This is a genomic window from Microbulbifer mixtoriginis (SeqCode) (assembly GCF_052467945.1).
Map to the genome: position 1 here is coordinate 2093626 of NZ_CP174328.1, position 25492 is coordinate 2119117.

Sequence of the window (25492 nt, forward strand, 5' to 3'; positions counted from 1 at the left end):
CTTACCCCTCCTTCTCAATACGGGTCAGGTTGTCCCGCAAAATGGGGCCGTATTCGTACTTGCCCGGACACACAAAGGTGCACAGCGCCAGATCTTCCTCATCCAACTCCAGAGCACCCAGTTTCTGGGCCATAGCGGTATCACCCACGATCAGGGAGCGCAGTAGCTGGGTCGGCAGTACGTCCAGCGGCATGACCTTCTCATAAGTGCCGACCGGTACCATGGCACGCTCGGAACCGTTAGTACTGGTGGTGAAGTTGAACAGTCTGTTCTTGAACAGACGCGAAAGGTAAATCGGGAAAACGGAGAAGCGCTTGTTACCGGCACGCAGATAGTGCAGGAAAGGACGCTCACCACCCTCTTCCAGCACAGATACCTGATTATGGTAACGCCCCAGGTAACCCAAAGGACCTTCAGCAGTGCTGCCGCCAAATACGGAGCCGGAAATAACACGGTCGTTATCACCTTTCAACTCACCGGAAGTCAAAGTTTCCAGGCTGGCGCCGAGACGAGTGCGCACAAGTCGGGGCTGCTTAACTTGAGGGCCGGCCAGGGAAACAACGCGATCGGTGAACAGTTTACCGGTGGTAAACAGTTTGCCTACGGCGATCACATCCTGGTAATTAATGGTAAGTACACTGCGAGAGCCGGAAACCGGGTTCAAGTAGTGGATATGGGTACCGGACAGGCCAGCCGGGTGGGGACCGGCAAAAGCTTCACGGCGAATATTCGCAGCGCTCGGTACGGGGATATCTGCATCAGGAGCGGTACAGACGTAAGTGGTTTTCGCCAGCTTGGAAAGAATCTCAACGCCCTGAGAGAAGGCTTTGGGGTTCTCGGCAATGACCACTTCTGGGTTGGCAGCGAGAGGATTGGTGTCCATCGCATTGATAAACACCGCTTCCGGTTTAGCATCCAAAGCGGGAACGCGGCTGAACGGGCGGGTACGCAGTGCGGTCCACATACCGGATTCAACCAGGTTCTCAACGACCTGTTCGCGCGTCAGACCAGATAGCTTATCTACGCTATAGCTCTGGAACTGTTCTGCTGCATCGCCGTCTATGCCAATCACAACGGATTGCAGAACACGGCGGGCACCGCGATTGATAGCAACAACACGACCGGCGGCCGGCGCGGTATAGCGCACGCCTTCGGTTTTTTTGTCACTGAACAGTAGCTGACCAAGATTGACGCGATCCCCTACAGCCACTGCCATTGTCGGCTTCATCCCGTGATAATCGGGGCCGAGAACAGCAACGGTCTTGATCGCAGGTCCTTTGTGGATGACCTGCTCGGGCGCGCCGGATATGGGTAAGTCCAATCCCCGACGGATCTTTCTCATACGCCTATGCCTAAGTTTCTAGTTTATAAAATTGCAATAAAGCCCACCCGCCCAGGTTCAAACTGAAAAACAGTCAATCCCGGACTGGCGAGCCATACTGTGGAATTCTGTGCTGCGAGGGCTTATGCCGTTTCACCCGTAGACCGGGCGGAAGGAAGCTAACTAAAGGTTGTGCGCGCTAACTTCTCGGCGCACGGCCGCCCCGCAAAATCGCGCGCATTATAAAGATGGGGCAAAAGCTTTACCAGTCTGGAAGCGTCCAAAGTGGCACTTAGAAGGGAAATTTCTACTGAAAAAACAGGGATTTGGAAAGATGTGGGCGGACGGCTGTGACTGCCGCCCCACCCTCATGGTCAGCCCAAAGAGCCGACCTGCAGACCTTAAGCTGACGCCTTAGTCTTTCTTAGGGAACAACTCATAACGAACGCCAGCCATATCTTCCAAGCAGCGAACCACTTGACAGCTATAACCGAACTCGTTGTCGTACCAGCAGTAGAGCACTGCGTTCTTACCATCCACGATAGTCGCAGTGGAATCGAATACGCAGGCAACGCGGGAGCCAACAAAATCGCTGGATACCACTTCCGGGGAGTTGGTGAAATCGATCTGCTGACGCAGTGGCGAGTGCAGCGCCACGTCGCGCATATATTCGTTCAGCTCTTCCTTGGTGGTCTCTTTACCCAGGTTCAGGTTCAGGATCGCCATGGAAACATTAGGGGTTGGAACGCGAATTGCGTTACCGGTGAGCTTACCTTTCAGTTCCGGCAGCGCTTTGGCAACCGCCTTGGCGGCACCAGTTTCAGTCAGAACCATATTCAGCGCTGCTGCGCGACCGCGACGCTCACCTTTGTGGTAGTTGTCGATCAGGTTCTGGTCATTGGTGTAGGCGTGTACAGTTTCTACGTGGCCGTGCTCAACGCCGTAACCGTCCATCATCGCCTTCAGCACAGGCACGATGGCGTTAGTGGTACAGGAAGCGGCAGACAGCACCTTGTCTTCCGGCTTGATGTCGCTACTGTTGATACCGTAAACGATATTCTTGATATCGCCCTTGCCCGGTGCAGTCAGAAGCACTTTGGAGGCGCCGGGGCTCTGTAGGTGCTGGCTCAGGCCTTCTTCATCGCGCCATACACCGGTACTGTCAACGATAATCGCATCGTTGATACCGTGCTGAGTGTAATCCACTTCCTGCGGGGAGTTGGCGTAGATAATCTTGATTTCATTACCGTTACAGATCAGGGAGTTGGTCTCCTCGTCTACACGGATAGTGCCCTGGAAAGCACCGTGTACGGAGTCGCGACGCAGCAGAGAAGCGCGCTTCACCAGATCGTTGGGGGCCTTACCCTTGCGCAGTACGATAGCGCGCAGACGCAGAACGTCACCACTACCGGCCTTGTCGATCAGCAGGCGGGCAACCAGACGGCCGATACGGCCAAAACCGTAGATCACAACATCTTTGGATTCAGGCAGAGGCTTGCCGGCACCCGCTGCGTCGGACAGCTCTTCACGTACAAACTCATCCACAGACAAGCCGCGATCGTCGCGCATGTACTTGTTGGTCATGGTCCCCAGGTCGATATGTACGGGACCCAGCTCCATCTTGCAGATGGCTTCCAATACAGGGAAGGTTTCAAACTCGGAGAGTTCATTTTCCTCAACCTGACGCACGAAGCGGTGCGCTTTCATAATGCTCAGCACTGAGCGATTAACCAGGTTGCGGCCGTACATATAAATACCGACGTTGCTCTCACGGTTGAGCTTTCCAATCATCGGGATCATGGATTCAGCCAGTGCTTCACGCTGTTTCCAGTCCTTGAAAAAGTCCGCGGGCTTCGGTCGCTTCTGAGTCACTATCGGACACCTCTGCAATGTGTTTAATAGGCAGGAAATCACGGCCCACAAACCACTCGGGGCCGTATGGCTGCGCATTATCAGTATTCACCCGCTGCTACGCAACTGCGCAAAAAAAAACCAAAAAAATGTAGTAAAACTACCTTTTTGTTGTCACAAGCCCTCGCGATACGCAATCCCCCAAAAATTGCAGCCGTTTGAGATCGAAACCACAGGCACAGATATCATAGACTGCAGCCCGATCCGATCGCGGCTACAATAGCCGCCCCTGGCACTACAGCAAATGAAAGCGCGGATATTTAAGGAACGATGACCGATATACAGCCCCTGACTCCCCCCAAATTTCACAGCACCACCGACCGGCAATTCTGGGGACAACTTCACGGCGCAGCGGCCGCACTCGCCATTCTGAATGCTGCTCGCAACAGTCAATCCCCCACACTGCTGATCACTCGTGACAGCCTCGAGGCGCACCGCTTAGAGGTACAGCTGAAATTTTTTAACAAAGCGCGGAGAGATGCAGCCTCAGAGGGCGACTTTGAGATCTTTCATTTTCCAGACTGGGAAATTCTCCCCTACGATACCTTCTCCCCACACCAGGATATTATCTCGGACCGCCTGGCAACCCTCTACCGCCTGCCGCAAATGGGGAGCGGTATTGTCATAGTGCCCGTGAGCACCTTAATGCATCGCCTGCCGCCAAGTGATTACGTAGCCGGCAATGCGCTGATCCTCAATGAGGGGCAACAATTTGATATTGATATCCAGCGTCGCCTGTTAGAGCAGGCAGGCTATCACTGTGTAGATACCGTCTATGAACACGGTGAGTTTGCCGTGCGCGGCTCACTCATGGATATTTTCCCTATGGGCAGTCCACTGCCCTATCGCATCGATCTATTCGACGATGAAATTGAATCCCTGCGCACCTTTGACCCAGAAACCCAACGCACAGTGGATAAGGTGGAAACTATTCACCTGCTGCCCGCGAGAGAGTTCCCAATGCACAAGGCCGGTCTTTCCGGCTTTCTGCAGAACTGGCATGAACAATTCCAGGTGGACCCCAGTCTTGTGCCCATCTACCAGGATATCAGTGCAGGAATTGCCCCAGCGGGTATCGAATACTACCTGCCACTATTTTTCGATAACAATTGCGCGAGCCTATTCGACTACCTTCCCGAGAACAGCCAGGCTTTTATTCAGGGAAATGTGCAAGCACCTGTTGATAGCTTTTGGCGCGAGGTCAGCAACCGCTATGAGAGCCGCCGTGGCGATCTGACCCGCCCAATTCTTCAACCACGCCAGATTCTGATGGATGTCGATGAATTCAATGGCGCGCTCAAATCGATGCCAAGGGCCATCTTCTCTGCAGAGACGCTGCCCGATGCCCAGGGCAATTACAACTTTGCCACCCAAATGCCTCCAACCCTGCCGGTAGACGGCAAGGCCGAGCAGCCAATGGCCGCCCTGGAAAGTTACCTGATGGAGTACTCCGGGCAAGTGCTCTTCTGTGCCGAAAGCAGCGGGCGCCGTGAGGCATTACTGGAGCTTTTAAAAGGTATTCGCCTGAATCCCCCAACCTATGCCAGCTGGGAAGAATTCCTCCAAAGCAATGAATCCATCGGGATCACCGTAGCGCCCCTGGATCAGGGCCTGTTACTGACCGATCCTGCCGTCAACCTGATCGCGGAGCCGCAGTTATTTGGCGAGCGGGTGCTACAACAGCGCCGCCGCAAAAAAGCCAAAGATGATGCAGACAATGCAGTCAAAAACCTGGCCGAATTGCGTATCGGCGCCCCGGTAGTGCATATCGATCAAGGAGTGGGACGCTACCGCGGCCTGCAACACCTGGAAATCGATGGGCAGCCTGCCGAGTTCTTGACTCTGGAATACGCCAATGAAGCTAAGCTCTATGTTCCCGTAGCCAGCCTGCACCTGATCAGCCGTTACTCCGGTGCCGATGAGGCCCTGGCTCCACTGCATAAAATGGGCAGCGAACAGTGGCAAAAAGCCAAGCGCAAAGCCGCCGAAAAAGTTCGTGATGCCGCTGCCGAACTCCTGGATATCTATGCGCGCCGCGAAGCCCGTGTAGGTCACGCTTTTGCCGACCCCAAGCTGGCTTATAGAGAATTTTCAGCCGGCTTCCCCTTCGAGGAAACACCAGACCAGCAGCAGGCTATTGAAGCCGTGATTGGCGACATGCAGTCGAAAAAGCCCATGGACCGACTGGTGTGTGGCGATGTGGGCTTTGGTAAAACCGAAGTCGCTATGCGTGCGGCCTTTGTCGCCGCCCATGCCGGCAAGCAAGTGGCCATGCTGGTACCCACCACCCTATTAGCGCAACAACATTTTCAGTCTTTCCAAGATCGCTTCGCCGACTGGCCCATCAATATTGAAGTGATCTCCCGCTTCCGTTCAGGCAAAGAAGTGGACAGCGTGAAAGAGAAGATAGCCAGTGGCAAAGTGGATATCCTTGTCGGTACCCATAAGCTTCTACAGAGCGACCTGGATTTTAAGAATCTCGGACTGCTGATTATCGACGAAGAACACCGCTTTGGGGTACGCCAGAAAGAACGCCTCAAGAGCCTGCGTGCCGAAGTGGATATCCTCAACCTAACCGCCACACCGATCCCGCGCACTTTAAATATGGCAATGGCCGGCATTCGCGATCTATCAGTCATCGCCACGCCGCCGGCGCGACGCCTCTCTGTAAAAACTTTCGTGCGCGAGCGCGACGATGCACTGGTGAAGGAGGCCATACTGCGGGAGATCCTCCGTGGCGGCCAGGTGTATTTCCTGCACAATGAAGTGAAAAGCATTGAGCGTATCGCCCGAGAATTACAGGAGCTGATTCCCGAGGCCCGCATCGGTATCGGTCACGGTCAGATGCGTGAGCGCGAACTGGAGCAGGTCATGAGTGACTTTTACCACAAGCGCTTTAATGTTTTGGTGTGTACCACCATTATCGAAACCGGTATCGACGTCCCAACTGCTAACACAATACTGATCGAACGCGCAGACAAATTTGGCCTGGCCCAGCTGCACCAGCTGCGTGGTCGTGTGGGGCGATCCCACCACCAAGCCTATGCCTACTTGCTGACCCCCAACAAACGCTCAATGACTGGCGACGCGGTCAAGCGGCTGGAAGCAATCAGTGAAGCCCAGGATCTTGGGGCTGGATTCACTCTAGCGACCCACGATCTGGAAATCCGCGGCGCCGGCGAGTTACTTGGTGAGGAACAGAGCGGGCAAATCCAGAGTGTCGGCTTCAACCTGTATATGGAGATGCTCGACCGCGCGGTAAAAGCCATTCGCGAGGGGCGCACTCCCAATATCGACGACCCCCTGGAGTCCCCGACTGTAGATGTCAATCTGCGGGTACCGGCGCTGATTCCAGAGGACTACTTGCCGGATGTCCATGGCCGTCTAATGATGTACAAACGTATCGCCAATGCCATTGATCGCCAACAACTGAAGGAGTTACAGGTGGAGATGATCGACCGCTTTGGTCTACTGCCAGAACCGGTCAAACACCTGTTCCGCACCACCGAAATAAAACTGAAGGCCGATAAAATGGGCATTCGCAAATTGGAAGCCTCCGCCGCTCGAGGCCGCATCGAGTTTGCCGAAAATACCCAAGTAGACCCCCTCACCCTGGTGAAATTAGTGCAAACACAGCCGGGACGCTACCAGCTGGCCGGCGCCAACCAGCTGAACTTCAGCCTTGATGAAGAGGGCGCCGACCGCAAGCTACAGGAAATAAGCGAAGTGCTGGAGCGCTTAGCCCAGTGATAGTATCCGGCAGCTAGTGACCTGATCGATCGACAGGGGGGCCACCCCCTGCCACAATCCCGGCCTATATAGCTGGCCGCGAAATACTCACCCTGCTCTGACGATAGACAGGACAGATGGAAGAAAGTGGTAACCCAATGACCATAAAAAAGATAGTGCACCTCTGCTCTACACTTGCCCTGGCACTCTCCGCCACGGCCTCACAGGCGGCGAACTACGCCGGCAATACTTTCGAAATCGAGATGATCGTGTTCGAACGCCCCCAAGGTATGGCACAAACCAATGAAACCTGGCCTGCGGAGCCGAGCCTCACCTACCCTGCTCGCTGGGTGGACTTTGACACCCCTGCACCCCGGGAGGAAAAAGCAGAATCCCCTGTCGCAACCGCACTCCCTGAATCCACAGAGCTCCCCCAAGAAGATACAGCATTGGACGAGGAGCCTGTCAGCTTTGCAGTCAGCGAGTTCGGCGATCACAATACTGACCAAGCTCCCCCCCTCCGCTTACTCCTCTCCCCCGTAGACACCAAGCTGGATAGTAAGGCGGCAGCTCTAGTGAGAGGCGGGGATCGCATTTTATTCCACAAAGCTTGGCACCAAGTTTTGGAGCAAAAACACAAGTCACCAGCAATCCTGATTGATGGTGGCGAAACCTTTTCAGGACACAGCCAACTGGAAGGGTCTGTTACCCTGAGCGTCTCACGCTATTTGCACCTGAGCACAAACCTTTGGCTCAATGATTTCTCTGCTCCCGCATCTGCGGAGGGTATCCGCCTGCCTCATCGACCCAAGACTGCCCCAGCACCCTCCGAGGAGACAATTTCTTTCTCTGCCACGAATGAAGGGTTTATTGCTTCCAATCCGGATAGGTATAACCTCTCAAACGCAGCAGGAGACCAGGAGCCCATAACCCTAGATGCCCCGACTGAGCAACCGGTATATGTGATGCGGGCCGCTCATTTACAACATGAGCGCCGTATGCGAAGCGGCCAACTACACTATATTGACCACCCGGCTTTTGGTATTTTGATTGAAATTCGCACTGTGGCTGAAAGCAACGAAGAAGTCACAGAAGAAACCACCCCAGTTACCTTATAAACAGCCAATTAATACTCTTTTAAATACCCCCCTTCAAAGGGGGTATTCCATATGCAACAGTATATTTAACCAAACAAATTACACTTTCCTAAATCTATAAAAGCCGAATCGAATCTGGCATAACAGATAACACAACCAAACCAATTTGACTGCAATTTATAAAATAAAATTTTACAAAGGCAGCAACTTAACGATATCCAGCAAGAAACTAGTACAAAGACACGGAAGGCGAAGAGAAAAACTCACCCCATTATTACAACACCCTCACCCAAGTGAAAATCACTAGAAAAGCAAAATAGCCAAATAAAATAAAAAAGCTCAATAAAGAAGCAGCAATAAAAATTTTTAAATTTATTCCGCCAGACAGAACTGAAACCCTGACTCCTAACATTAAATTGGTTTCAAGATTATTAAAGCTTCATAAATAGCCTGAAGTGCTTTCAGAAATTAAAGGCGCAGGTAATTAATACATTTCAAAATATAACGAAACTCGTGGAACGGGTCATATATGTATGCAGACCGCCATAAGACACATATTGAACCAAGCGAATGGAGAAATAGAAAAGCGAGCTGAAAAGCCCGCTTTGGAGGCGCTGGCAGAGCTAGCGGCTGGCACCGCAAACTCTACGCGACAACAGTTCTTTCAACGAGTGATCCGAAAATCACTCACAGGGAACAACATCTTCCGCCAGCAGTCCTTTGTCACCTTGTTGCATTTCGAACTCAACCGCCTGCCCCTCGTTAAGGGTTTTATAACCCTCTCCGCGAATGCTGCGATAGTGAACAAAAATATCTTCAGTTCCTTCTCCACAGGTGATGAAGCCATAACCCCGTGCGTTATTAAACCACTTCACTGTACCTGTAACGCGATCACTCATTGAGAAAACCTCATTATTGTTATTGCGCCTACCTCTATTACCTCACTGCTCAATTCGGCAAGAGGGGCAAACGCCACCCCATTGTTAACAAACTGCTCCATGCAGAATGCTATCTTGCTTCACCCTATTGAGAGTAACCCAAAGGGCGTAACCTGATTCTTAGATAAAACAGCGCCAGTGTCTAGGTTTCTATGTGAAATAAATACTACGTTTTTACCAATAGGCGTAATTAACCGTCAAAACCCCAATTAAACGCGATATTTAAACTAAACATTTGTACCTTATCGCACTCCCAATACTCAACTGTCTAACGCGGCTTCTCGCGCTAATGAAGGAATATCGGCAATATGTACCGTCGAGGTCGGAAATGCACAAGACGCACCATGGCGCTCAATAATATTGAGTACATTCAACAAAACATCCTGTTTGATTTCATGGTATCTCACCCACTCTGTCGTTCTGGTAAAGGTGTATATAAAGAAATCAAGGGATGAGGCTGCAAAACTATTAAAATTAACAATAAGGGTCCGATTAGCATCTATTTCCGGGTGATGCTGTAACATTTTCTTAACATCTGCCACTATCTGCGCCATTAAATGGCCATCTTCATAACGAACCCCAATAGTTTCAAAGATCCTGCGATTGAGCATTCGCGAAGGGTTCTCGACAGAAATCTGCGTGAAGACACTATTGGGCACATAAACCGGGCGCATATCAAAGGTGCGTATGCGAGTCAGGCGCCAGCCAATATCTTCTACAGTCCCCTCAATCTCCTTGTCCGGGGAGCGTATCCAATCGCCAACCGCAAAGGGGCGATCTAAGTAAATCATCAGCCCACCAAAGAAATTCGCCAGCAAGTCTTTAGCGGCAAAGCCTACCGCCAACCCCCCAATGCCACCAAAGGCCAAAACGCCGCTGACGCTATAGCCCAGGAACTGCATAATCACTATACCCGCAGTGATAGCGATCGAAGCCCGCACCAGCTTGCCGATGGCTCTAACCGTGGTGGCATCCATCGGCTTGCCAATATAGCGGGGATTGCAAAGGTTACGCTCCGCGCTGTGCGAGAAGCGCCAAGCGAACCAGGAGAGGACCAGAATAAGGCCTATCTCGCGGGCAGGCTCTGCCAGGGAGAAAATCTCTGCACCCGTCGCCTGACCCGCACGCTGGGCAGCCACTGTGAGCCCCAAAAGCCAGATTAATACTTGTCCAGGAGGGGAGAGAGCCCCAACCAGCGCATCATCCCAGGGATTGACAGTCTTCTCAGCCCTGGCAGCCAGTTTTTGCACAAAGCGGCCAAAAATCCAGGCCGCCAGTGCGGAAGCTAATACAATAAGAAAAACAGAGATTATCCAAACCCGGTTATCACCCAGCCAGGACAACAGCACACTCTCTACGGACTCCACAATTCCCCCTCCGCTTATAAAACCGGCTCCAGCCGCCCATAGGTTCTTGGAGCAAGCTGCGGAAACCGGTATTTCTCAACTACTGCATTATTGAAGCTAACCAGCTGCGAGTTCTATGCCAGCGCTCACTTTTTTCGAGTTCCGCCCAAGAGGTGATTGAGGGTCTACCCCGCATGGCTTTTAGACGCTCACTCGATTCCGCTGCGGGAATAAAGTTCTGCAGCCCAGCGAGAGACTCCAAAGCCCCTGCACGGTTATTGCAGACTACGCCCATATCACAACCCGCTTCCAGAGCAGCGCGGATTCTCTCCCCATAACCACCGGCAGCTCCCGCCCCCTCCATGGACAGATCATCACTGAAGATAACCCCATGAAAACCCAGCCGTCCTCGCAAAATATCCTGTAGCCAGTAACGGGAGAAACCCACCGGCTGACTGTCAATATTGACGAAGCGAATGTGAGCGGGCATCACCGCATCCAGTTCATCGGCCCTTATGCAGTCAATAAAGGGCAAGGCATCGCTGGCCAGCACCTGCTCCAGGGAGCGCTCATCTTGAGGAAGCTCCACATGGCTGTCTTCAAGCACGTGCCCGTGTCCTGGAAAGTGCTTGCCGGTTGTAGCCATACCGGCCTCACGCATCCCTTGAATAAATGGCCTTGCAATAGCCGTCAGGTGATGGGGGTCGGGACAAAAACTGCGATCTCCAATAACTCGGCTGTGGCTGTCATCGGCATCCAATACCGGGGCGAAACTGAAATCCATCCCTACAGCCAATAACTCAGAGGCGAGCAACCAACCCACATCCTGCAACTGTACTGCTGAAGCCTCGGCGGACAGCTTTTGCATGGAAGGCAAACGCGTGAACCCCTCTCGAAAACGCTGTACTCGCCCACCCTCCTGATCAACAGCCAGCAGTATCTCTGGGCGCACAGATCGAATATCGGCAATCAGAGCTTGAATCTGATCGCGATCGCGATAATTGCGCGCAAAGAAAATCAAACCACCCACGAGCGGGTGGCGCAAAAGCTCACAATCCTCATCAGTGAGCTTCTGCCCTTCGATATCGATCATCACCGGTCCGAGTGATGCAGGCATATTCAGTTCCTCTAAGATTCACCAGCTGCGCAGTTTAACCGGACTCCACCTTTAGCATTGCCGAAGCGGCCGGCACAAGGCGCTCCAAAGTTTCCGGCAGGCTGCTCTGAGCACCAAAATCCTCTCTCAGGATAGCCTCTATGGCATCGTAGCTCGACAAGGTGAAAATAGTGGCCCCTAACATAAAATACAGGCGCCAGTAGAAAGTCACGGGATCAACCCCCGGTAAGGCCTCGGCCAATAGGCCTGCGAAGCGTCGGTAACTATCACCGTAACGAGACACTATAAAACGGCGTAAGTGCCCCTGAAACTGTGTATAAGCCAGTCCCAGCAGGCGCATAAAGCGCTGAGCATCCAGCCCAAGTTGGCCCAGACTGCCCAACCCAACTCGGTATAGGCTCTCCAACAACCCTTCAACCTTAAGTGGCTGGCCAGAAGCTATGCGTCGATCCAACTCTGCTTCCAGGGCATCGGTAAATGGTGTTAGGAAACGCTCAAAGACCGCCTGGATCAACTCTTTCTTAGAACCAAAGTGGTAGTTGACGGCTGCCAGATTGACTCCGGCAGTACTCGTAATAGTCCTAAGGGATGTCTCGGTAAAGCCGCGCTCGGCAAAGAGCGCTTCGGCAGCATCCAAGATGCGGTTAACGGTATCCATCTGACTCATAGATATCAAACCACCATTTAAAACAGCTGTTTAATTTCGGCCAGAGTAGCACACTCCCAGCTCGCTGGCGGCTTATTGCACATACAGAAAGAACGGTTGTAGGGGGAAGTCCAACCTGGCGAATCCCCATAGGCAAAATTGGTTTGGTAAATTGGCAGGATAAGATGTAATTACCGAAGCGACTGACCACTACCTCTTCCCATAGGCCTTAGTGCATTCCACTGCGTGGGAAGAAAGATAGGGGCGCTAACTACTATTTAGGGACGAGGCACAGCCGTAGGCTCTGTATTTTGGCCTCTACTTCCTGTATTCCTGTTTTTTCTGCCTCCCCTACTCCTCGCCCTATCCGATTGTTAATTAATAAAGAAAGTAACCTAGACATCTCGAAAACTTTTTAATCCCTGGCTCGCATATATTTCATAATCAAATCTGCAGCCTCTTCTACTGCATCCACCACATGAAACAGGTCTAGATCAGCAGAGTCGATACAATTCCGTTCCAATACCGTATCTACCAGCCAATCGTACAGCCCTCCCCAATAACGCTTGCCCACCAAAACTATTGGGAATCGCCGTACTTTTTGAGTTTGTACTAATGTCAGCGCCTCAAATAATTCGTCCAGCGTGCCGTAGCCCCCGGGTAAACCCACAAAGCCCACGGCATGCTTCACAAACATAAATTTACGCACAAAGAAATAGCGAAAATTCAAACTGATATCTTGGTAAGGATTGGCTGCCTGCTCAAAAGGCAGCTCGATATTTAATCCGATTGAAGTACCAGGCTGCTCAAAAGCCCCACGATTACACGCCTCCATCAGACCCGGCCCGCCACCGGTCATCACAGGTATCCCCTCTGCTGCTAAAAGCTCCCCAAGCTTCACCCCTTGCTGATATTCCTGGCTATCTTCAGTGAAACGCGCACCGCCAAAAACTGTTACCGCCCCGTTAAGCGCAACCAAACGCTCAATTCCATCAACCAACTCAGATTGAATGCGCAGAACTCTCCAGGCTTCAGCCATTTTCGCATCAAGCATTATTGTTCTCCCTTGCTGTCAGTTCTTTCAACTTTTCTTTTCATTCCTTGTTTTCTTAAACAATGTAGCAGCTGGACTGCAGGCAGGTGCTCAGTTTGCGAGATCCTTAAATCTGTATATAATCCCAGCAACTGTATAAAAATACAGAAACGCTAGGTAAATCTATGACCAATCTCACAGCACGCCAGACTCAAGTATTAGAGCTGATAAAAGCCTACCTGGACGACACAGGTTACCCTCCCACCCGCGCAGAAATCGCCCAAGAGCTGGGCTTTCGCTCGCCCAACGCTGCAGAGGAACACCTCAAAGCACTGGCACGAAAAGGAGCCATTGAGATGGTTGCCGGTGCCTCCCGAGGTATTCGAATTCCCGACCACCAATCGGGACTTCCCATCGTGGGGCGTGTCGCCGCAGGCAACCCTATTCTGGCAGCCGAGCATATTGAGGATTATTGCGACCTGCCCGCCAGTTTCTTCCACCCACCGGCAGATTATTTATTGCGGGTACACGGCATGAGTATGCGAAATGCCGGCATTCTCGACGGGGACCTTCTGGCAGTACAGAAGACCGAACAAATCAGAAACGGGCAGATTGTGGTTGCGCGGATTGATGATGAAGTAACCGTTAAGCGCTTCCGCCGTAAAGGTAATCAGGCAACGGTACAACTCCTGCCTGAAAACGAAGACTTTGATACCATTCAAGTAGATATGCGGGATAAGAACTTTGTAATCGAAGGATTAGCGGTGGGCGTTATTCGCCAAACTCCGTGAGACTAAAAGATTTACCGCCAATCAAATACAACAACAGCGGCTTCTAGCCGCTGTTGTTTCACTTAATTTTTCGCCTTTACCATAGATTAGTGAATCGTATGGTTAACCGGCATCGACTCTTCCTCTTCAAAGTAACCTGGCTCCAGGTCATCGAGATTTTGCACGGCTTCTATACCTGCCTCTAACATGGCCCGGGCTACTGCTACCTTGTGCTTTCGCAAAAATTGGAGACTCTCGGCTGAGAAACGAATACTCACCAGAGGGTCCTCCTCATGGCCGGCACGGCGCAGAGCCACATCGCCATTGGCCAACTCGATAATCTCAAAAGTTTCGGAGGACATTTGCTTTCCCTTCACTGCACATCAGTTTGCGCCCAGTGTACCACAGGCAATTTAGAAGTTTCAGTGGGCGCAAAAAGATGAATAGAAAGGTAGCGGAGCCCTCTTAGCACTCCTCGAGATTGGCACGCTGTCTAAGTATCAGCTCTCTGAGAGCTTTGTACCATTTAAGCAGCGCTTCGAAAGAAATCTCAATTGGTACTGGTCCGGCGATATTGTGGGTCGGAATAAGGTTGCCAGCTTGCCCCTTTTCCTCCGCTAACGTAGGCAGCCTTAAGAGCTGGTTCCACGCGCGTAATAATTCGCTAAGCCAACTCCCTGGCTCTGAGAGTAATAACTGCAGTTCACTTACTTCAAGGCTCGCTCTCCCCTGGCTGTGCAGGCTATCTAAAATAACCTTTACAGACTCCGGCTCAAAACCCAATTGCAGCTGGTGTGACAGTTCAGCCAGGAAAGCCTGATAGGCTTTCCACAGCTGCAACAAAGCACCTTCTTCCAGGGCCATTCGCTGAATAGTAGAGTCATAACTACTTGTGGCCAGCAGCTGGCTCTTACGCAATGCCGAAGTGACTAGGCCGGTATAGGGATTACTCATTTACTTTTTTGCCGCCGCTTTCTTAGCTGCCGGCTTTTTCTTGGCCGCCGCTTCGACTTTCCAGGCGCCATCCCGATAAAAAGCCTTCCAACCCGTGGCCTTTCCGTCCTCCTCGGACTGAACATACTGCTCTTGGGTCTTACGACTGAAGCGAACTACGGTATCGCGCCCCTGATCATCCTGTGAGGGGGCCGAGAACAAGAAGCTGTACTTAGGGTCAATCTCACTTTGGTGAGGCAGTAGCTCTTTTATCAGCGGGGCACGGGTCTCACGGTTTTTCGGAAACTGGCTGGCGGCCAGGAATAATCCGGAGGCACCATCGCGGAGAATGTAATGATCCTCAACCTTCAGGCAAGCCAACTCCGGCATAGGAACCGGATCCATTTTGGGTGGCGCCGGCTGGCCATTTTTCAACAGCTTGCGGGTGTTCTTACAGGCTTCGTTAGTACAGCCAAAGTATTTACCAAAACGGCCTGACTTCAGCTGCATGTCGCTACCGCACTTGTCACACTCAATAATCGGACCGTCGTAGCCCTTAATTTTGAACGTGCCCTGCTCTACCTCGTAACCATTACAGTCTGGGTTATTTCCGCAGATATGTAGCTTTCTCTGCTCATCAAGCAGATAACTATCCATCGCCGTGCCGCACTTGGGACAGCGGCGTTTCTCCCGCAGCTGGCGGGTTTCGGCATCTTCGTCCTTATCCGCGTCCACGGCCTCATCGCCTGAGACCAGATTCATCGTGTTGGTGCAGCGCTCCTTAGGAGGAAGCGCGTAACCGGAGCAACCAAGGAATACACCGGTAGAACCTGTGCGGATCTGCATATGGCGACCGCACTTACTGCACTCGATATCGGTATCTGTCGGCGTGTTGCGCCGCATACCCGCATCACTGGATTGAGCTTTTTCCAACCGCGAGGAGAAATCCTGATAAAACTCGTCGAGTAACTGCTTCCAACCTTTATCGCCATCGGCAACCGCATCCAGAGACTCCTCCAGGCTTGCGGTAAAACCGTAGTCCATCAGATTTTTAAAACTTTCGCTGAGGCGGTCGGTGACAATATCACCCATTTTTTCCGCGTAGAAACGGCGGTTCTCAAGCCGCACATAGCCCCGATCCTGAATTGTGGAAATAATAGAGGCATAGGTTGAGGGCCGGCCAATACCGCGCTTTTCCAGCTCTTTCACCAGAGCGGCTTCGCTAAAACGAGCCGGAGGCTTGGTGAAATGTTGTTTCGGGTCCAGCTGCTGCAGAGACAGCTTATCGCCAACCTGAACATCAGGCAGCAGCAGATCTTCATCTTTCTTGCCCGCAGGAGGGGCAACTTTGAGAAAGCCATCAAAACGAATCACTCGGCCGCGAGCACGCAACTCAAAGTCACCGGCACTCACCACAATTGAGGTGGAAGTGTATTTTGCCGGGGTCATCTGACAGGCGACGAACTGCTGCCAAATCAGATTGTAGAGCCGCTCCGCATCCCGCTCCGCACCTGAGAGCATATTGGGGGCAACACGTACATCGGAGGGACGAATTGCCTCGTGAGCCTCTTGCGCTCCCTCCTTGCTGCTATAACTAACGGGCTTTTCTGGCAGATACTTATCGCCAAAATTCTCACCGATATACTGCCGGGCCGACTCAACCGCCTCTTTACTTAGATTGGTCGAATCGGTACGCATGTATGTAATATGACCGGCTTCGTAAAGACGCTGTGCAAGGGTCATGGTTTTCTTGACACTGAAACCGAGACGATTACTAGCCGCCTGCTGCAGTGTCGAAGTAATAAAGGGAGCACTAGGCTTGGAACTGGTAGGCTTATCGTCACGACCGCTAACAACAAACTCACTACCCTGAAGCAATTTCACCGCGCTATTCGCATCGGCTTCATTGGTGGGGCGGAAAGTTTCACCAGCTTGTTTTTTAACCTCTAGCCGCAGCTTGTTCGCTTTGCTGGTAGCGGTATCAGCGAAAAGCGTCCAGTACTCCTCAGGAATGAAAGCGCGGATCTCACGTTCGCGCTCTACCACGAGACGAACTGCCACCGACTGCACCCGGCCAGCAGAGAGTCCTCGGGCAACTTTCTCCCACAATAGTGGGGAGACCATATAGCCAACAATACGATCGAGGAATCGGCGAGCCTGCTGGGCATGAACCCGATTGATATTCAGGCGGCCGGGATCTTTGAACGCCTCCTGGATCGCGGACTTAGTGATTTCATTAAAAACCACTCGGCGATAGCGTTCGTCATTACCGCCAATTGCTTCCCGCAAGTGCCAGGCGATCGCCTCTCCCTCGCGGTCCAAATCCGTTGCCAGATAAATGTGATCGGCATTCTCAGCCAGCTTTTGCAATTCGCTGACTACTTTTTCCTTGCCTGGCAAAATTTCGTAGTGAGCCTGCCAGCTATTATCCGGGTCGATCCCCATGCGCTTGATCAGCTGCGCACGATTTTTCTTGCGTTTGTAAGCCTCTTTCGCCTCAGGGGAAAGCTTACGAGTCTCTGCCGCACGCCTTGCCCGTTCTTTTGCGTCAACGGGCTGTTTGTTGCCGCCACCGGTTGGCAAATCGCGAATATGACCGACGCTGGACTTAACAACAAAGTCCTTGCCGAGATATTTATTGATGGTTTTCGCTTTGGCCGGTGATTCGACGATGACCAGTGATTTACCCATAAGCCTTTGATTTCAAATGAAAAATTTACTGCTATCCGAAGCATTTCAGGCCCTTCAATCGGGCCTGCGCTGCGCGAATATATAAGCCTCAGTCAAGGCGCGGTCAAGCAAAGCTGATAACTTTTAGTGCTTATTCGCCAAATTTCACCCCCAGAAAAGGGTAAAATTGTGACAATTTTCCCTATTTGAGCAGCCCGCTAAAATGCCTGTCGCCCTAGTCTTCTGGGAGTTTAATGGGACTGATCTTGCGTACAGATTCTTCTATAAGAGGGGTGTACTCCGCCAAACTCTCAGACAGCTGCGAAAAAGCTTTGACCCCACCGTTTTCCTGCCATTGCACGCCCAATCCGACATCGGTTGCGATAATCGCACAGCAATCCGCCGGCAAGCTATCCAACAACTGGTGCAATTGCTGCCATGCTGCCTGGGGGGCTCTCACACTGTTGCCCCAATCCCAACTACCGGCAAAATTCATTTCGTGCGTAATCCGCTGGCGCTGTAGCTTCCAACCAATCTGTAGACGCTTTCTATCCTTCCACCGATAGTAATAAACCGCTGCGGTCCCCTCCCCCAAAGCTTCAGGTAAGGCTTGAATTTGCACGGTAATACCTGCCCTGGCGGCACGGCCACGCAAATCAGCCAGACGGCTGTCGCGCTGATTGGGCTTCAGCCACATCACTGGCCCCAGCACCAGGGCAATAGCAAAGCCAATTATGATTACCGGTAGCCATTCGGACATAAAAGTTCCTTATGATGGTTTTAAAAACGGCCTATTCTGCGGCGCCATATATGATCCATGTCAAACAGTTTTTTTTGCGATAGACTGAAAATAGCTGTCGTAAGAGGCCCCACTGGGCAAATAGAAAAGACAGGAGCTAATGGAAAATGGCGAAATATGAACGAATATTGGTGGGCCTGGACCTCTCGGAAGAATCCTCGCAAGTACTGGAAAAAGCGGCCTCCCTCGCTGAAGCTTTCAATGCCGAAATCAGCTTGATGCATGCCATTGAGCCACTGACATTTGCCTATGGTGGGGATATCCCCATGGATTTATCAGAGGTACAGGATCAGCTGCAGAGACAGGCCAAGGAACAGCTTCACAAAGCCGCTCTACCGCTGAATATCCCCACTGAACGACAGCATGTAATTTTGGGCCAACCATCCACCGAGATACATCGCCTAGCCAAAGATCTAGAAGTCGATCTTATTGTTATCGGTAGCCATGGACGCCATGGCCTAGCTCTTCTGCTGGGCTCAACCTCTAATGGGGTTCTTCACGGCGCCAAGTGCGATGTTTTAGCTGTCAGGGTATATGTGGACGAAGAATAAGCCCCCTCTTTCGGCGAGAGAAGTGGTGCCATGCACCCCTTCTCTCCAATACTCAAACCTTACTCTTCGCCCCCCTCCAACTCCGACCATCGATCAAAAGCGGTCTCTAATTGAGTTTGCTTCTCCGCCAGTAAATTGAGCCGGTTTTGCACCTGGGCTTGCTCCTGTTGATAAAAAGAAGGGTCTGCTACTTCAGCCTCTATAGCGCCAATTTCAACTTCAAGCTGTTCAATCAAGGCTGGTAAGCCATCCAGTTCACGTTGCAACTTATAGCTGAGCTTCTTTTTCTTAACCTGAGGCTTGTCCGCTTCGACCGGCTTCGCTTTCACCTTGCCTTCGGGGACTTTTTCCTCTTTTGACTCCTGTTCAAAGCTACCCCCCTGGCGAATGAAGTCCGCATAACCACCCACATACTCTCGGATACGACCATCTCCCTCAAAGGCCAGACAGGAATCCACAACATTATCGAGAAATGCACGGTCGTGACTGACTAATAACACTGTGCCTGTGAATTCCAGAAGTAACTTTTCAAGCAGCTCCAGGGTTTCTACATCCAGGTCGTTGGTCGGCTCATCGAGCACCAGAATATTGGCTGGCTGACTGAATAATTTCGCCAGAAGAGCCCTATTGCGCTCACCACCACTCAACGCACTTACCTTGGTCCGCGCTTTCAAACCGCTAAAGAGGAAATCGGACAAATAGGACATGATGTGGCGACTTTTGCCGCCAATAGTGACAGAGTCGCGCCCTCCACCAACATTATCCAACACGGTAAGTTCTGGATTTAATTGGTCCCTGCGCTGGTCAAAATAGGCTACCTGCTGCTTTGTACCCAAACGCACCTGACCGGACTGAGGCTGAAGGTCCCCGAGCAACACTCGAATTAAGGTGCTTTTACCAACCCCATTAGGACCAATCAATCCCACCTTATCACCGCGCATTAAGGTAAATGAAAGGTCGCGAATCAGGGGGGACTCATTGGGGTAGGCAAAGGTAACGTTACTAAGCTCAGCCACCAACTTACCGGATGTTTCTCCACTATCGAGAGACATTCTGGCAATGCCTTGTTGAGTTCGGCGCGCCTCTCTCTGGCGCCTGAGTCCTTGCAAGGCCCGAACCCGCCCTTCATTACGGGTGCGTCGCGCCTTGATACCCTGGCGAATCCAGGCTTCCTCCTGGGCTAGCTTTTTGTCGAATAGCGCCTCGTTTCTGGCCTCTTCTTCTAAAAGTTTCTCTTTTTCTTCCTGGTAACGCCCAAACTTGCAGCGAAAAACCCGTAGGTATCCACGATCCAAATCCCAGACTGTACTAGCCAACCGCTGCGCCAAAGCACGATCGTGGCTGACGAACAATAACGCGCCCCTAAAAGTATCGAGGAATCCTTCCAACCACTCCACAGCGGCAATATCCAAATGGTTGGTGGGCTCATCGAGAATGAGCAGATCGGGCTCTGTAACCAGCGCGCGCGCGAGAGCTGCACGGCGCTGCCAACCTCCAGAGAGATCAGCCACGGATTCATCAGGACTCAAGCCGAGGCGGTCGAGCACGCTATCTACTCTAGGCAGGAGATCCCAGCCGTGCTCCGCTTCAATTTTGGCCTGTAGCTCGGCCGATGGATCCTCTCGATAACCAGCCAATACACGCCCTATAGGGCCCAGACCCTCGGCAACATATCGGTAGACAGAGTCGAGACAGCCTGCGGGTAACTCCTGCTCAAGGGTCGCCATAACCATCCCACTCGCGCGCACAATCTCCCCAGCATCTGGGTCCACCTGCCCCGCAATTAAACGCAACAGGCTGGACTTACCCTCTCCATTGCGGCCAACAAGGCAAATACGATCGCCCCGCTCAATTTTTGCACTGACGTTTTCAGCAAGCACCTGGGTCCCGTAACGCAGACTGACCCCATCCAATAGAAGCAACATAATTAGGCACTACAATTAACAGACCCGGTTAACATTCTCGCTAGTTAGTTGAATGAAACGAAAATTGATACTTCGGGTCCTGTGAAAAATTCGCTATTTTACGCTTTTTTGCCAAGCCGTCTCATAAACTTGCGCGACCAGACTCAACTTTGGGGTTACTGTCATGTCAGTTAGCACAAGTCGACTCTTCCAGTTTATTGCCCCATTAATGGTCTGGATCTGCCTCAGCGCCCAGGCAGAGCCACAAGCATCATCGAAGGAGTTGTCTCAGCAAGACAAGCCAGCCACAGGTATATCTAACCAGCGCCAGCTATTACAACAAGCCAGGATAGCGATCAAATACGGCAATAAAAAACAGTTAAAGCAATTGAAAGCCAAGTTGGCGAATTACCCTCTAGTGCCCTATCTCGACTACTGGGCGATCGGAAGAAAATTGCGCCAATTGCCTCTAAAAGATATTGATCGCTTTCTCGCTGAGAATCAGGGAACAGCGGTGGGTGACTGGATGCGTATTAGGTTGCTTAGAGAGCTAGGGCAACAGAGACAATTTCAGACCTACCTAAAATACTTTCAACCTGAGAAACACAAGCGCGCGGCACTGCGTTGCTATTATGCCGACGCACTGTTTCGCCATGGCAGCAAAGACAATGCCGATCAAGTAACCACCGAGCTCTGGCTGGTTGGGCACTCACAAGTAGAGGAGTGTGACCCAGTTTTTGCCCGCTGGAAGCGCAATGGCGGCCTAACCCAGGAAAAGATTTGGTCCCGCCATTTACTCACCCTAGAAGAGGATAACCTAGAACTCGCTTCCTATATCGCCAGGAAAATGGACAAACCCTTCCAACAAAGAGCAGGCCTGCTAAGGGAGGTGCACAAATCACCTAAGCTTCTTCTCAATTACCCCCGCTTCTTACAGTCACCGGAGCATCACAGGGAAATTATTCTGCATGGATTGCATCGATTAGCTAGGGAAGATGCAGCCGTCGCTGAACAGGCATGGCAGCGCTATAGTGCCAGCCTCCTGTTTAACGATAAGGAGCAAGCCAATATGCTCCGCCATCTGGCTCGACAATTTGCTCGTCAAGACGATACCCAGGGACTGCTACAACTGACCAAGAATCACACAATGGATGATGGATATTCCATTGAATGGCTGGCGCGGCAATCCCTGCGAGAGCTCGACTGGGAGCAGGTTGCCTTTTGGATTGATCGCCTGCCACTCGAACGGCAACAGCGCGATCGCTGGCTCTACTGGAAAGCCCGCTCACTGGAAGAACTTTATGGTAAAGCGCAGTCTGGCGCAGCCTCCCTGCTCTATCGAAAAGCTGCACGGGAACGCAGTTACTACGGTTTCCTTGCTGCCGATACCCTCGGACAAAATTACAGCTTTGTAGATCGCCCCGCGCCAATCACGCCAATTCAAGTGCAGCAGATGGCCCAGCACACCGGCTTACAAAGGGCACGTGAATTGCAGGCTATTGGTGAACTATTCCATGCTCGGCGTGAGTGGAGCTACGCTACTCGGGAAATGGATCACGAGGAGCTATTAGCCGCGGGCAAAGTGGCAAGCGCATGGGGTTGGTATCACAAATCCATTCAATCTGTTCTTGCGGCAGACTACCTGGATGATCTGGAACTCCGCTTCCCCCTGGCCTTTGCCGATATTGTAGAAAGTGTAAGTGAGCAGGTTGGACGGCAGAGCACGCCTCTAGAGCCCTATATGATTTACGCAGTTGCCCGCCAGGAAAGCCACTTCAGCCACGACGCCAAATCACGGTCTGGCGCATTGGGCCTAATGCAATTGCTACCCTCTACCGCACGCGCAACGGCAAAGCGCGCCGGTGTACGCTATCGACGCAGCTGGGATCTACTAAGCCCCAAAACTAATATTGCCCTTGGCAGCTTTTACCTGAGCACCCTGTTAAATCGATTCGATAACAATCGCTTCCTCGCCGCTGCCGCTTACAACGCGGGGCCAACGCGGGTTGCCAAGTGGTTAAAGGAGACTCGTCAGCGTCTGCCACACGATGTCTGGATCGAGACGATTCCCTATAGTGAAACAAGGAATTATGTACAGAATGTACTCGCTTATACGGTAATTTATGCCTATCGGAGCGGCACCAAGCTGCAACTTCTCAAGGCGCATGAGGCAGGGAATAAACTTTAAGGTGCCTCAGAATAACCTTACAAACCTCTGCCCTAACTTTGATACCGTTTGATAGGAATAGAGCCCCCCCTTGGGAATCCGAGTCATTAGGGCTTAAGGTGGGAGTTATCTCCCAATAAATGAAGGGCGCCTAACCAATTCGTTTGGCTAACCAGGCTTGCAGCTGCGATTGCTGAAAGGGCCATGCATAAGTGTCTTCAGGATCACCGAGCCCCACCACGGGTATCAAAAGACTAAAGCGCTCGAATAAATTGTCATCATCGGCAATATCTACCTCCCTTAAACGCAACCCAAACTGCTCGAGCAGGGGCCATATTTCCAGCTTGGCCTTTTCGCACAGGCTGCATCCAAGGGTGGTATAGAGCAGCAATTCACGGGGCGAACTCATGAGAACACTCCCTGGTTATTAACCCAAAAATATCCGGCAGCACCGGCAACCAATAACAGAGTCAAGCCCAAGGCTTTTATAGGGATACGTGGCTGAAGTTTTTCCTCCTGGGGCTCAGCCATACTTGGGCTCTCTTCCCGCAGCCCGGCGATAGAAGCCGAGAAGGATCTCTGAGTGACATCTTCAGCTGCCACTTCACCTGAGCCAATTTTTGGAGACTTCATAAGATGTGAAGAGATTGCAGGGCGCACTGCAGTGCGATCAAGATCATCCACAGGGCCCACAACAGAAAAACTCAACGAATCAAACCGCAGCTCATCGCCTCTTCGCACACGGCTTTCCGTGATCCGTCGACCATTGACGAATGTCCCGTTGGCCGAGCCGAGATCAATTGCGAACAGCAACCCTTCACGCACCTCCAACCTTGCATGACGACGTGAAAGGTGTGACAAGGAAAACGTGATATCGCACTCCTCAGAGCGCCCCACCACCGCGCCACCCTTCACAGGAAACACTTTCCCCGCTATCGCCTTGTGATTTGCCCGTAGCGCCCAGGCGGTATTTTTCGACTTGCTCGAATTAAGCTTTGTTACTTTGGGGTCAATAATTTGTAGTGTTCGAGTACCGATTGTTATCTGATCGTTCAGCTTGATTCGACAGGCTGATGCCATCGGCTTCCCATTAACCAGTACATGGGAGTCTCCAGAAACATTCCCCAGGGTAAGCTGCCCCCCCTTAATCGCGATCTTTAGATGTAACTTCGCAATCGAGTCATCCGGTATACACAGATCACAACCCTGATCTCGCCCCACCGTTACACCGGGGGCTACCAGCCAAACACTCTGGCCAGAATCGTTTACATCACAAAGTTTTAGCATTGATCACGCTCCTCAGCCCTAAGGAGACTGAATATAGGGCAGCCTAAATAAAGGGGCTGTCCCAATTAACAGTAAAACCTGAAAAAAATTTGCAGATTGAAGATAAAACCGAGTTTAACACGGGCAATATCATTAGCGTGTGATTGGGTTTGCAGCTTACAATGGCGCAAAGGTCTAATATCCGGCTCAGGCAGGGGTGACCAATTCAGCTGCCATTGGTGTCGTTGGGTAAAGTACACTTGCAGCACCACAAGGAAAAGACGGATCTTTGCCAAATCGGCTATCACCGTCAGTTACGATGAGAAACCATAACAGGTAGTTGCACGCCAGTGAGTGAAGCCAAAGTTCGCGAGGTATCGCGGCACAGCGAAGCAGTTCAACACACCCCAAGTGCTACACGTAGCGCTGGCGCCACTCATCCCGGCTACCGGCGAGAGCAGAATGAAGATGCCTATTGGGCTGATGAGGAAAAAGGCATTTGGGTTGTCGCCGATGGTTTGGGCGGACACCACGCCGGCGAGATTGCCAGCCAGACCGTAGTAGAAGAAATCCAACAATGTACGGCAACTGATCGCCACTATGAGCGTGCCCTACAAAGGGCCCACGCCCTACTGCTAGGTGATGAGCACAGCACTGCCAATATGGGCTCAACCGCAGTAGTGCTCGCCGAGGAAGGCGATTACTATCACATCTATTGGGTTGGAGATAGCCGAGCTTACCTCTGGACACCGGGCGACAAAAACGGCGAACTCAGCCAACTGACAAGTGATCACTCCTATGTTCAGATGCTGATGGATTCTGGTGCCATCAACTCAGAGGAAGCCGCAACCCACCCAAATCGCCACGTTATTACCCGATGTATCGGCGGTAGTACCAACCCCAAGCTCGAAGTTGACCGGGTATCTCATCGCTGGAGCTCAGGACAAAAACTTCTACTTTGCAGCGATGGACTCAGTTCCGAAGTACCCAATGAAAAAATAAACCGGATCATCGCTGAAAACCCCAATAACCACCAAATAGTTGAGTTTCTCATAAACGCAGCCCTTGATGCCGGTGGCAAGGACAATATCACCGTTCAGGTTATCGAAGCACCAGCTATCGCCCCTCCCCCAAGCTTTTCGCAAGAATCTCACAGCAGCACTGCACAAAACAAAACTAATGGTGACAGCCAAAGTAATAGAAGCTGGCGACCACTTCTGGCCTTACTTGCTGCTTGCGGAGCAATTGCCGCACTGGCAGGCGGAATATTCCAGCTATTTTAACGAGGCCATAG

General features: G+C 51.8%; 20 protein-coding genes. 6 read left to right on the forward strand and 14 right to left on the reverse strand.

The window, feature by feature from the left end:
* Position 1: 1 nt before the first annotated feature.
* Positions 2-1342, reverse strand: a complete 1341-nt coding sequence (locus tag ACJJIJ_RS09170; protein WP_444939365.1) for a Na(+)-translocating NADH-quinone reductase subunit A — start codon at positions 1340-1342, stop codon at positions 2-4.
* A gap of 393 nt (positions 1343-1735) precedes the next feature.
* Entirely contained in the window at positions 1736-3196 is a 1461-nt protein-coding gene (locus tag ACJJIJ_RS09175; RefSeq protein WP_444885908.1) for a glyceraldehyde-3-phosphate dehydrogenase, read from the reverse strand.
* Between the two features lie 306 nt (positions 3197-3502).
* Here ACJJIJ_RS09175 and mfd point away from each other — a divergent pair, with 306 nt between their 5' ends.
* Positions 3503-6982, forward strand: coding sequence for a transcription-repair coupling factor (gene mfd, locus ACJJIJ_RS09180; protein ID WP_444939366.1), 3480 nt, complete (start codon positions 3503-3505; stop codon positions 6980-6982).
* A gap of 137 nt (positions 6983-7119) precedes the next feature.
* Positions 7120-8079, forward strand: a complete 960-nt coding sequence (locus ACJJIJ_RS09185; protein WP_444939367.1) for a CsiV family protein — start codon at positions 7120-7122, stop codon at positions 8077-8079.
* 662 nt (positions 8080-8741) lie between these two features.
* Here ACJJIJ_RS09185 and ACJJIJ_RS09190 read toward each other — a convergent pair.
* From ACJJIJ_RS09190 to ACJJIJ_RS09210, 5 genes are all read right to left on the reverse strand, one after another.
* Complete coding sequence (locus ACJJIJ_RS09190) at positions 8742-8957, reverse strand: cold-shock protein (RefSeq protein ID WP_020413094.1); 216 nt, start codon at positions 8955-8957, stop codon at positions 8742-8744.
* A gap of 299 nt (positions 8958-9256) precedes the next feature.
* On the reverse strand, positions 9257-10363 hold the full coding sequence (locus ACJJIJ_RS09195; RefSeq protein ID WP_252081958.1) for a mechanosensitive ion channel family protein: 1107 nt from the start codon (positions 10361-10363) through the stop codon (positions 9257-9259).
* Positions 10364-10442: 79 nt separating this feature from the next.
* Positions 10443-11459 (reverse strand): beta-N-acetylhexosaminidase, encoded by a 1017-nt coding sequence (gene nagZ / locus ACJJIJ_RS09200; protein WP_444939368.1) that lies wholly within the window; start codon positions 11457-11459, stop codon positions 10443-10445.
* Positions 11460-11493: 34 nt separating this feature from the next.
* Positions 11494-12126 (reverse strand): TetR/AcrR family transcriptional regulator, encoded by a 633-nt coding sequence (locus ACJJIJ_RS09205; protein WP_252081960.1) that lies wholly within the window; start codon positions 12124-12126, stop codon positions 11494-11496.
* Positions 12127-12520: 394 nt separating this feature from the next.
* On the reverse strand, positions 12521-13159 hold the full coding sequence (locus tag ACJJIJ_RS09210; RefSeq protein WP_252081961.1) for an LOG family protein: 639 nt from the start codon (positions 13157-13159) through the stop codon (positions 12521-12523).
* Positions 13160-13323: 164 nt separating this feature from the next.
* Here ACJJIJ_RS09210 and lexA point away from each other — a divergent pair, with 164 nt between their 5' ends.
* Positions 13324-13929, forward strand: a complete 606-nt coding sequence (gene lexA / locus ACJJIJ_RS09215; protein WP_252081962.1) for a transcriptional repressor LexA — start codon at positions 13324-13326, stop codon at positions 13927-13929.
* 86 nt (positions 13930-14015) lie between these two features.
* Here lexA and ACJJIJ_RS09220 read toward each other — a convergent pair whose 3' ends face one another.
* The 4 genes from ACJJIJ_RS09220 to ACJJIJ_RS09235 form a co-directional block, all read right to left on the reverse strand.
* On the reverse strand, positions 14016-14270 hold the full coding sequence (locus ACJJIJ_RS09220) for a hypothetical protein (protein WP_152453256.1): 255 nt from the start codon (positions 14268-14270) through the stop codon (positions 14016-14018).
* Positions 14271-14373: 103 nt separating this feature from the next.
* On the reverse strand, positions 14374-14862 hold the full coding sequence (locus tag ACJJIJ_RS09225; protein WP_444939369.1) for a DUF6586 family protein: 489 nt from the start codon (positions 14860-14862) through the stop codon (positions 14374-14376).
* Entirely contained in the window at positions 14863-17532 is a 2670-nt protein-coding gene (gene topA / locus ACJJIJ_RS09230) for a type I DNA topoisomerase (protein ID WP_444886418.1), read from the reverse strand.
* A 214-nt stretch (positions 17533-17746) separates the two neighbouring features.
* Complete coding sequence (locus ACJJIJ_RS09235) at positions 17747-18271, reverse strand: hypothetical protein (protein ID WP_252081966.1); 525 nt, start codon at positions 18269-18271, stop codon at positions 17747-17749.
* Between the two features lie 146 nt (positions 18272-18417).
* Here ACJJIJ_RS09235 and ACJJIJ_RS09240 point away from each other — a divergent pair, with 146 nt between their 5' ends.
* Positions 18418-18861, forward strand: a complete 444-nt coding sequence (locus tag ACJJIJ_RS09240; protein WP_444884600.1) for a universal stress protein — start codon at positions 18418-18420, stop codon at positions 18859-18861.
* 59 nt (positions 18862-18920) lie between these two features.
* Here the strand turns inward: ACJJIJ_RS09240 and ACJJIJ_RS09245 are convergent, their stop codons facing one another.
* Entirely contained in the window at positions 18921-20786 is a 1866-nt protein-coding gene (locus tag ACJJIJ_RS09245) for an ATP-binding cassette domain-containing protein (RefSeq protein ID WP_444886420.1), read from the reverse strand.
* 163 nt (positions 20787-20949) lie between these two features.
* On the opposite strand from ACJJIJ_RS09245, the gene ACJJIJ_RS09250 reads away from it, so the two are divergent.
* Positions 20950-22953: a transglycosylase SLT domain-containing protein gene (locus ACJJIJ_RS09250; protein ID WP_444886421.1), complete on the forward strand. Its 2004-nt coding sequence runs from the start codon at positions 20950-20952 to the stop codon at positions 22951-22953.
* Between the two features lie 130 nt (positions 22954-23083).
* On the opposite strand, the gene ACJJIJ_RS09255 is transcribed toward ACJJIJ_RS09250, so the two are convergent.
* Both ACJJIJ_RS09255 and ACJJIJ_RS09260 read right to left on the reverse strand, forming a co-directional pair.
* Positions 23084-23341 carry a glutaredoxin family protein gene (locus ACJJIJ_RS09255; RefSeq protein ID WP_252081970.1) on the reverse strand — a complete coding sequence of 86 codons (258 nt, stop codon included), beginning with the start codon at positions 23339-23341 and terminating at the stop codon, positions 23084-23086.
* The gene (locus ACJJIJ_RS09260; RefSeq protein WP_444886423.1) at positions 23338-24219 is read right to left on the reverse strand and encodes an FHA domain-containing protein; all 882 of its coding nucleotides are present in this window, start codon (positions 24217-24219) and stop codon (positions 23338-23340) included. Before ACJJIJ_RS09260 ends, ACJJIJ_RS09255 begins: the two co-directional genes overlap by 4 nt.
* A gap of 329 nt (positions 24220-24548) precedes the next feature.
* Here ACJJIJ_RS09260 and ACJJIJ_RS09265 point away from each other — a divergent pair, with 329 nt between their 5' ends.
* Entirely contained in the window at positions 24549-25481 is a 933-nt protein-coding gene (locus tag ACJJIJ_RS09265) for a PP2C family protein-serine/threonine phosphatase (protein WP_444886424.1), read from the forward strand.
* Positions 25482-25492: the final 11 nt, after the last annotated feature.

What these genes read in the sequence shown, in the direction of transcription:
- nagZ (WP_444939368.1), bottom strand. Translation starts at nt 11,459, where the DNA reads ATGCCTGCATCACTCGGACCGGTGATGATCGATATCGAAGGGCAGAAG.
- ACJJIJ_RS09205 (WP_252081960.1), bottom strand. Translation starts at nt 12,126, where the DNA reads ATGAGTCAGATGGATACCGTTAACCGCATCTTGGATGCTGCCGAAGCG.
- ACJJIJ_RS09260 (WP_444886423.1), bottom strand. Translation starts at nt 24,219, where the DNA reads ATGCTAAAACTTTGTGATGTAAACGATTCTGGCCAGAGTGTTTGGCTG.
- ACJJIJ_RS09250 (WP_444886421.1), top strand. Translation starts at nt 20,950, where the DNA reads ATGTCAGTTAGCACAAGTCGACTCTTCCAGTTTATTGCCCCATTAATG.
- ACJJIJ_RS09185 (WP_444939367.1), top strand. Translation starts at nt 7,120, where the DNA reads ATGACCATAAAAAAGATAGTGCACCTCTGCTCTACACTTGCCCTGGCA.
- ACJJIJ_RS09245 (WP_444886420.1), bottom strand. Translation starts at nt 20,786, where the DNA reads ATGTTGCTTCTATTGGATGGGGTCAGTCTGCGTTACGGGACCCAGGTG.
- ACJJIJ_RS09220 (WP_152453256.1), bottom strand. Translation starts at nt 14,270, where the DNA reads ATGTCCTCCGAAACTTTTGAGATTATCGAGTTGGCCAATGGCGATGTG.
- ACJJIJ_RS09210 (WP_252081961.1), bottom strand. Translation starts at nt 13,159, where the DNA reads ATGCTTGATGCGAAAATGGCTGAAGCCTGGAGAGTTCTGCGCATTCAA.
- topA (WP_444886418.1), bottom strand. Translation starts at nt 17,532, where the DNA reads ATGGGTAAATCACTGGTCATCGTCGAATCACCGGCCAAAGCGAAAACC.
- mfd (WP_444939366.1), top strand. Translation starts at nt 3,503, where the DNA reads ATGACCGATATACAGCCCCTGACTCCCCCCAAATTTCACAGCACCACC.
- ACJJIJ_RS09235 (WP_252081966.1), bottom strand. Translation starts at nt 18,271, where the DNA reads ATGTCCGAATGGCTACCGGTAATCATAATTGGCTTTGCTATTGCCCTG.
- ACJJIJ_RS09255 (WP_252081970.1), bottom strand. Translation starts at nt 23,341, where the DNA reads ATGAGTTCGCCCCGTGAATTGCTGCTCTATACCACCCTTGGATGCAGC.
- lexA (WP_252081962.1), top strand. Translation starts at nt 13,324, where the DNA reads ATGACCAATCTCACAGCACGCCAGACTCAAGTATTAGAGCTGATAAAA.
- ACJJIJ_RS09190 (WP_020413094.1), bottom strand. Translation starts at nt 8,957, where the DNA reads ATGAGTGATCGCGTTACAGGTACAGTGAAGTGGTTTAATAACGCACGG.
- ACJJIJ_RS09170 (WP_444939365.1), bottom strand. Translation starts at nt 1,342, where the DNA reads ATGAGAAAGATCCGTCGGGGATTGGACTTACCCATATCCGGCGCGCCC.
- ACJJIJ_RS09225 (WP_444939369.1), bottom strand. Translation starts at nt 14,862, where the DNA reads ATGAGTAATCCCTATACCGGCCTAGTCACTTCGGCATTGCGTAAGAGC.
- ACJJIJ_RS09240 (WP_444884600.1), top strand. Translation starts at nt 18,418, where the DNA reads ATGGCGAAATATGAACGAATATTGGTGGGCCTGGACCTCTCGGAAGAA.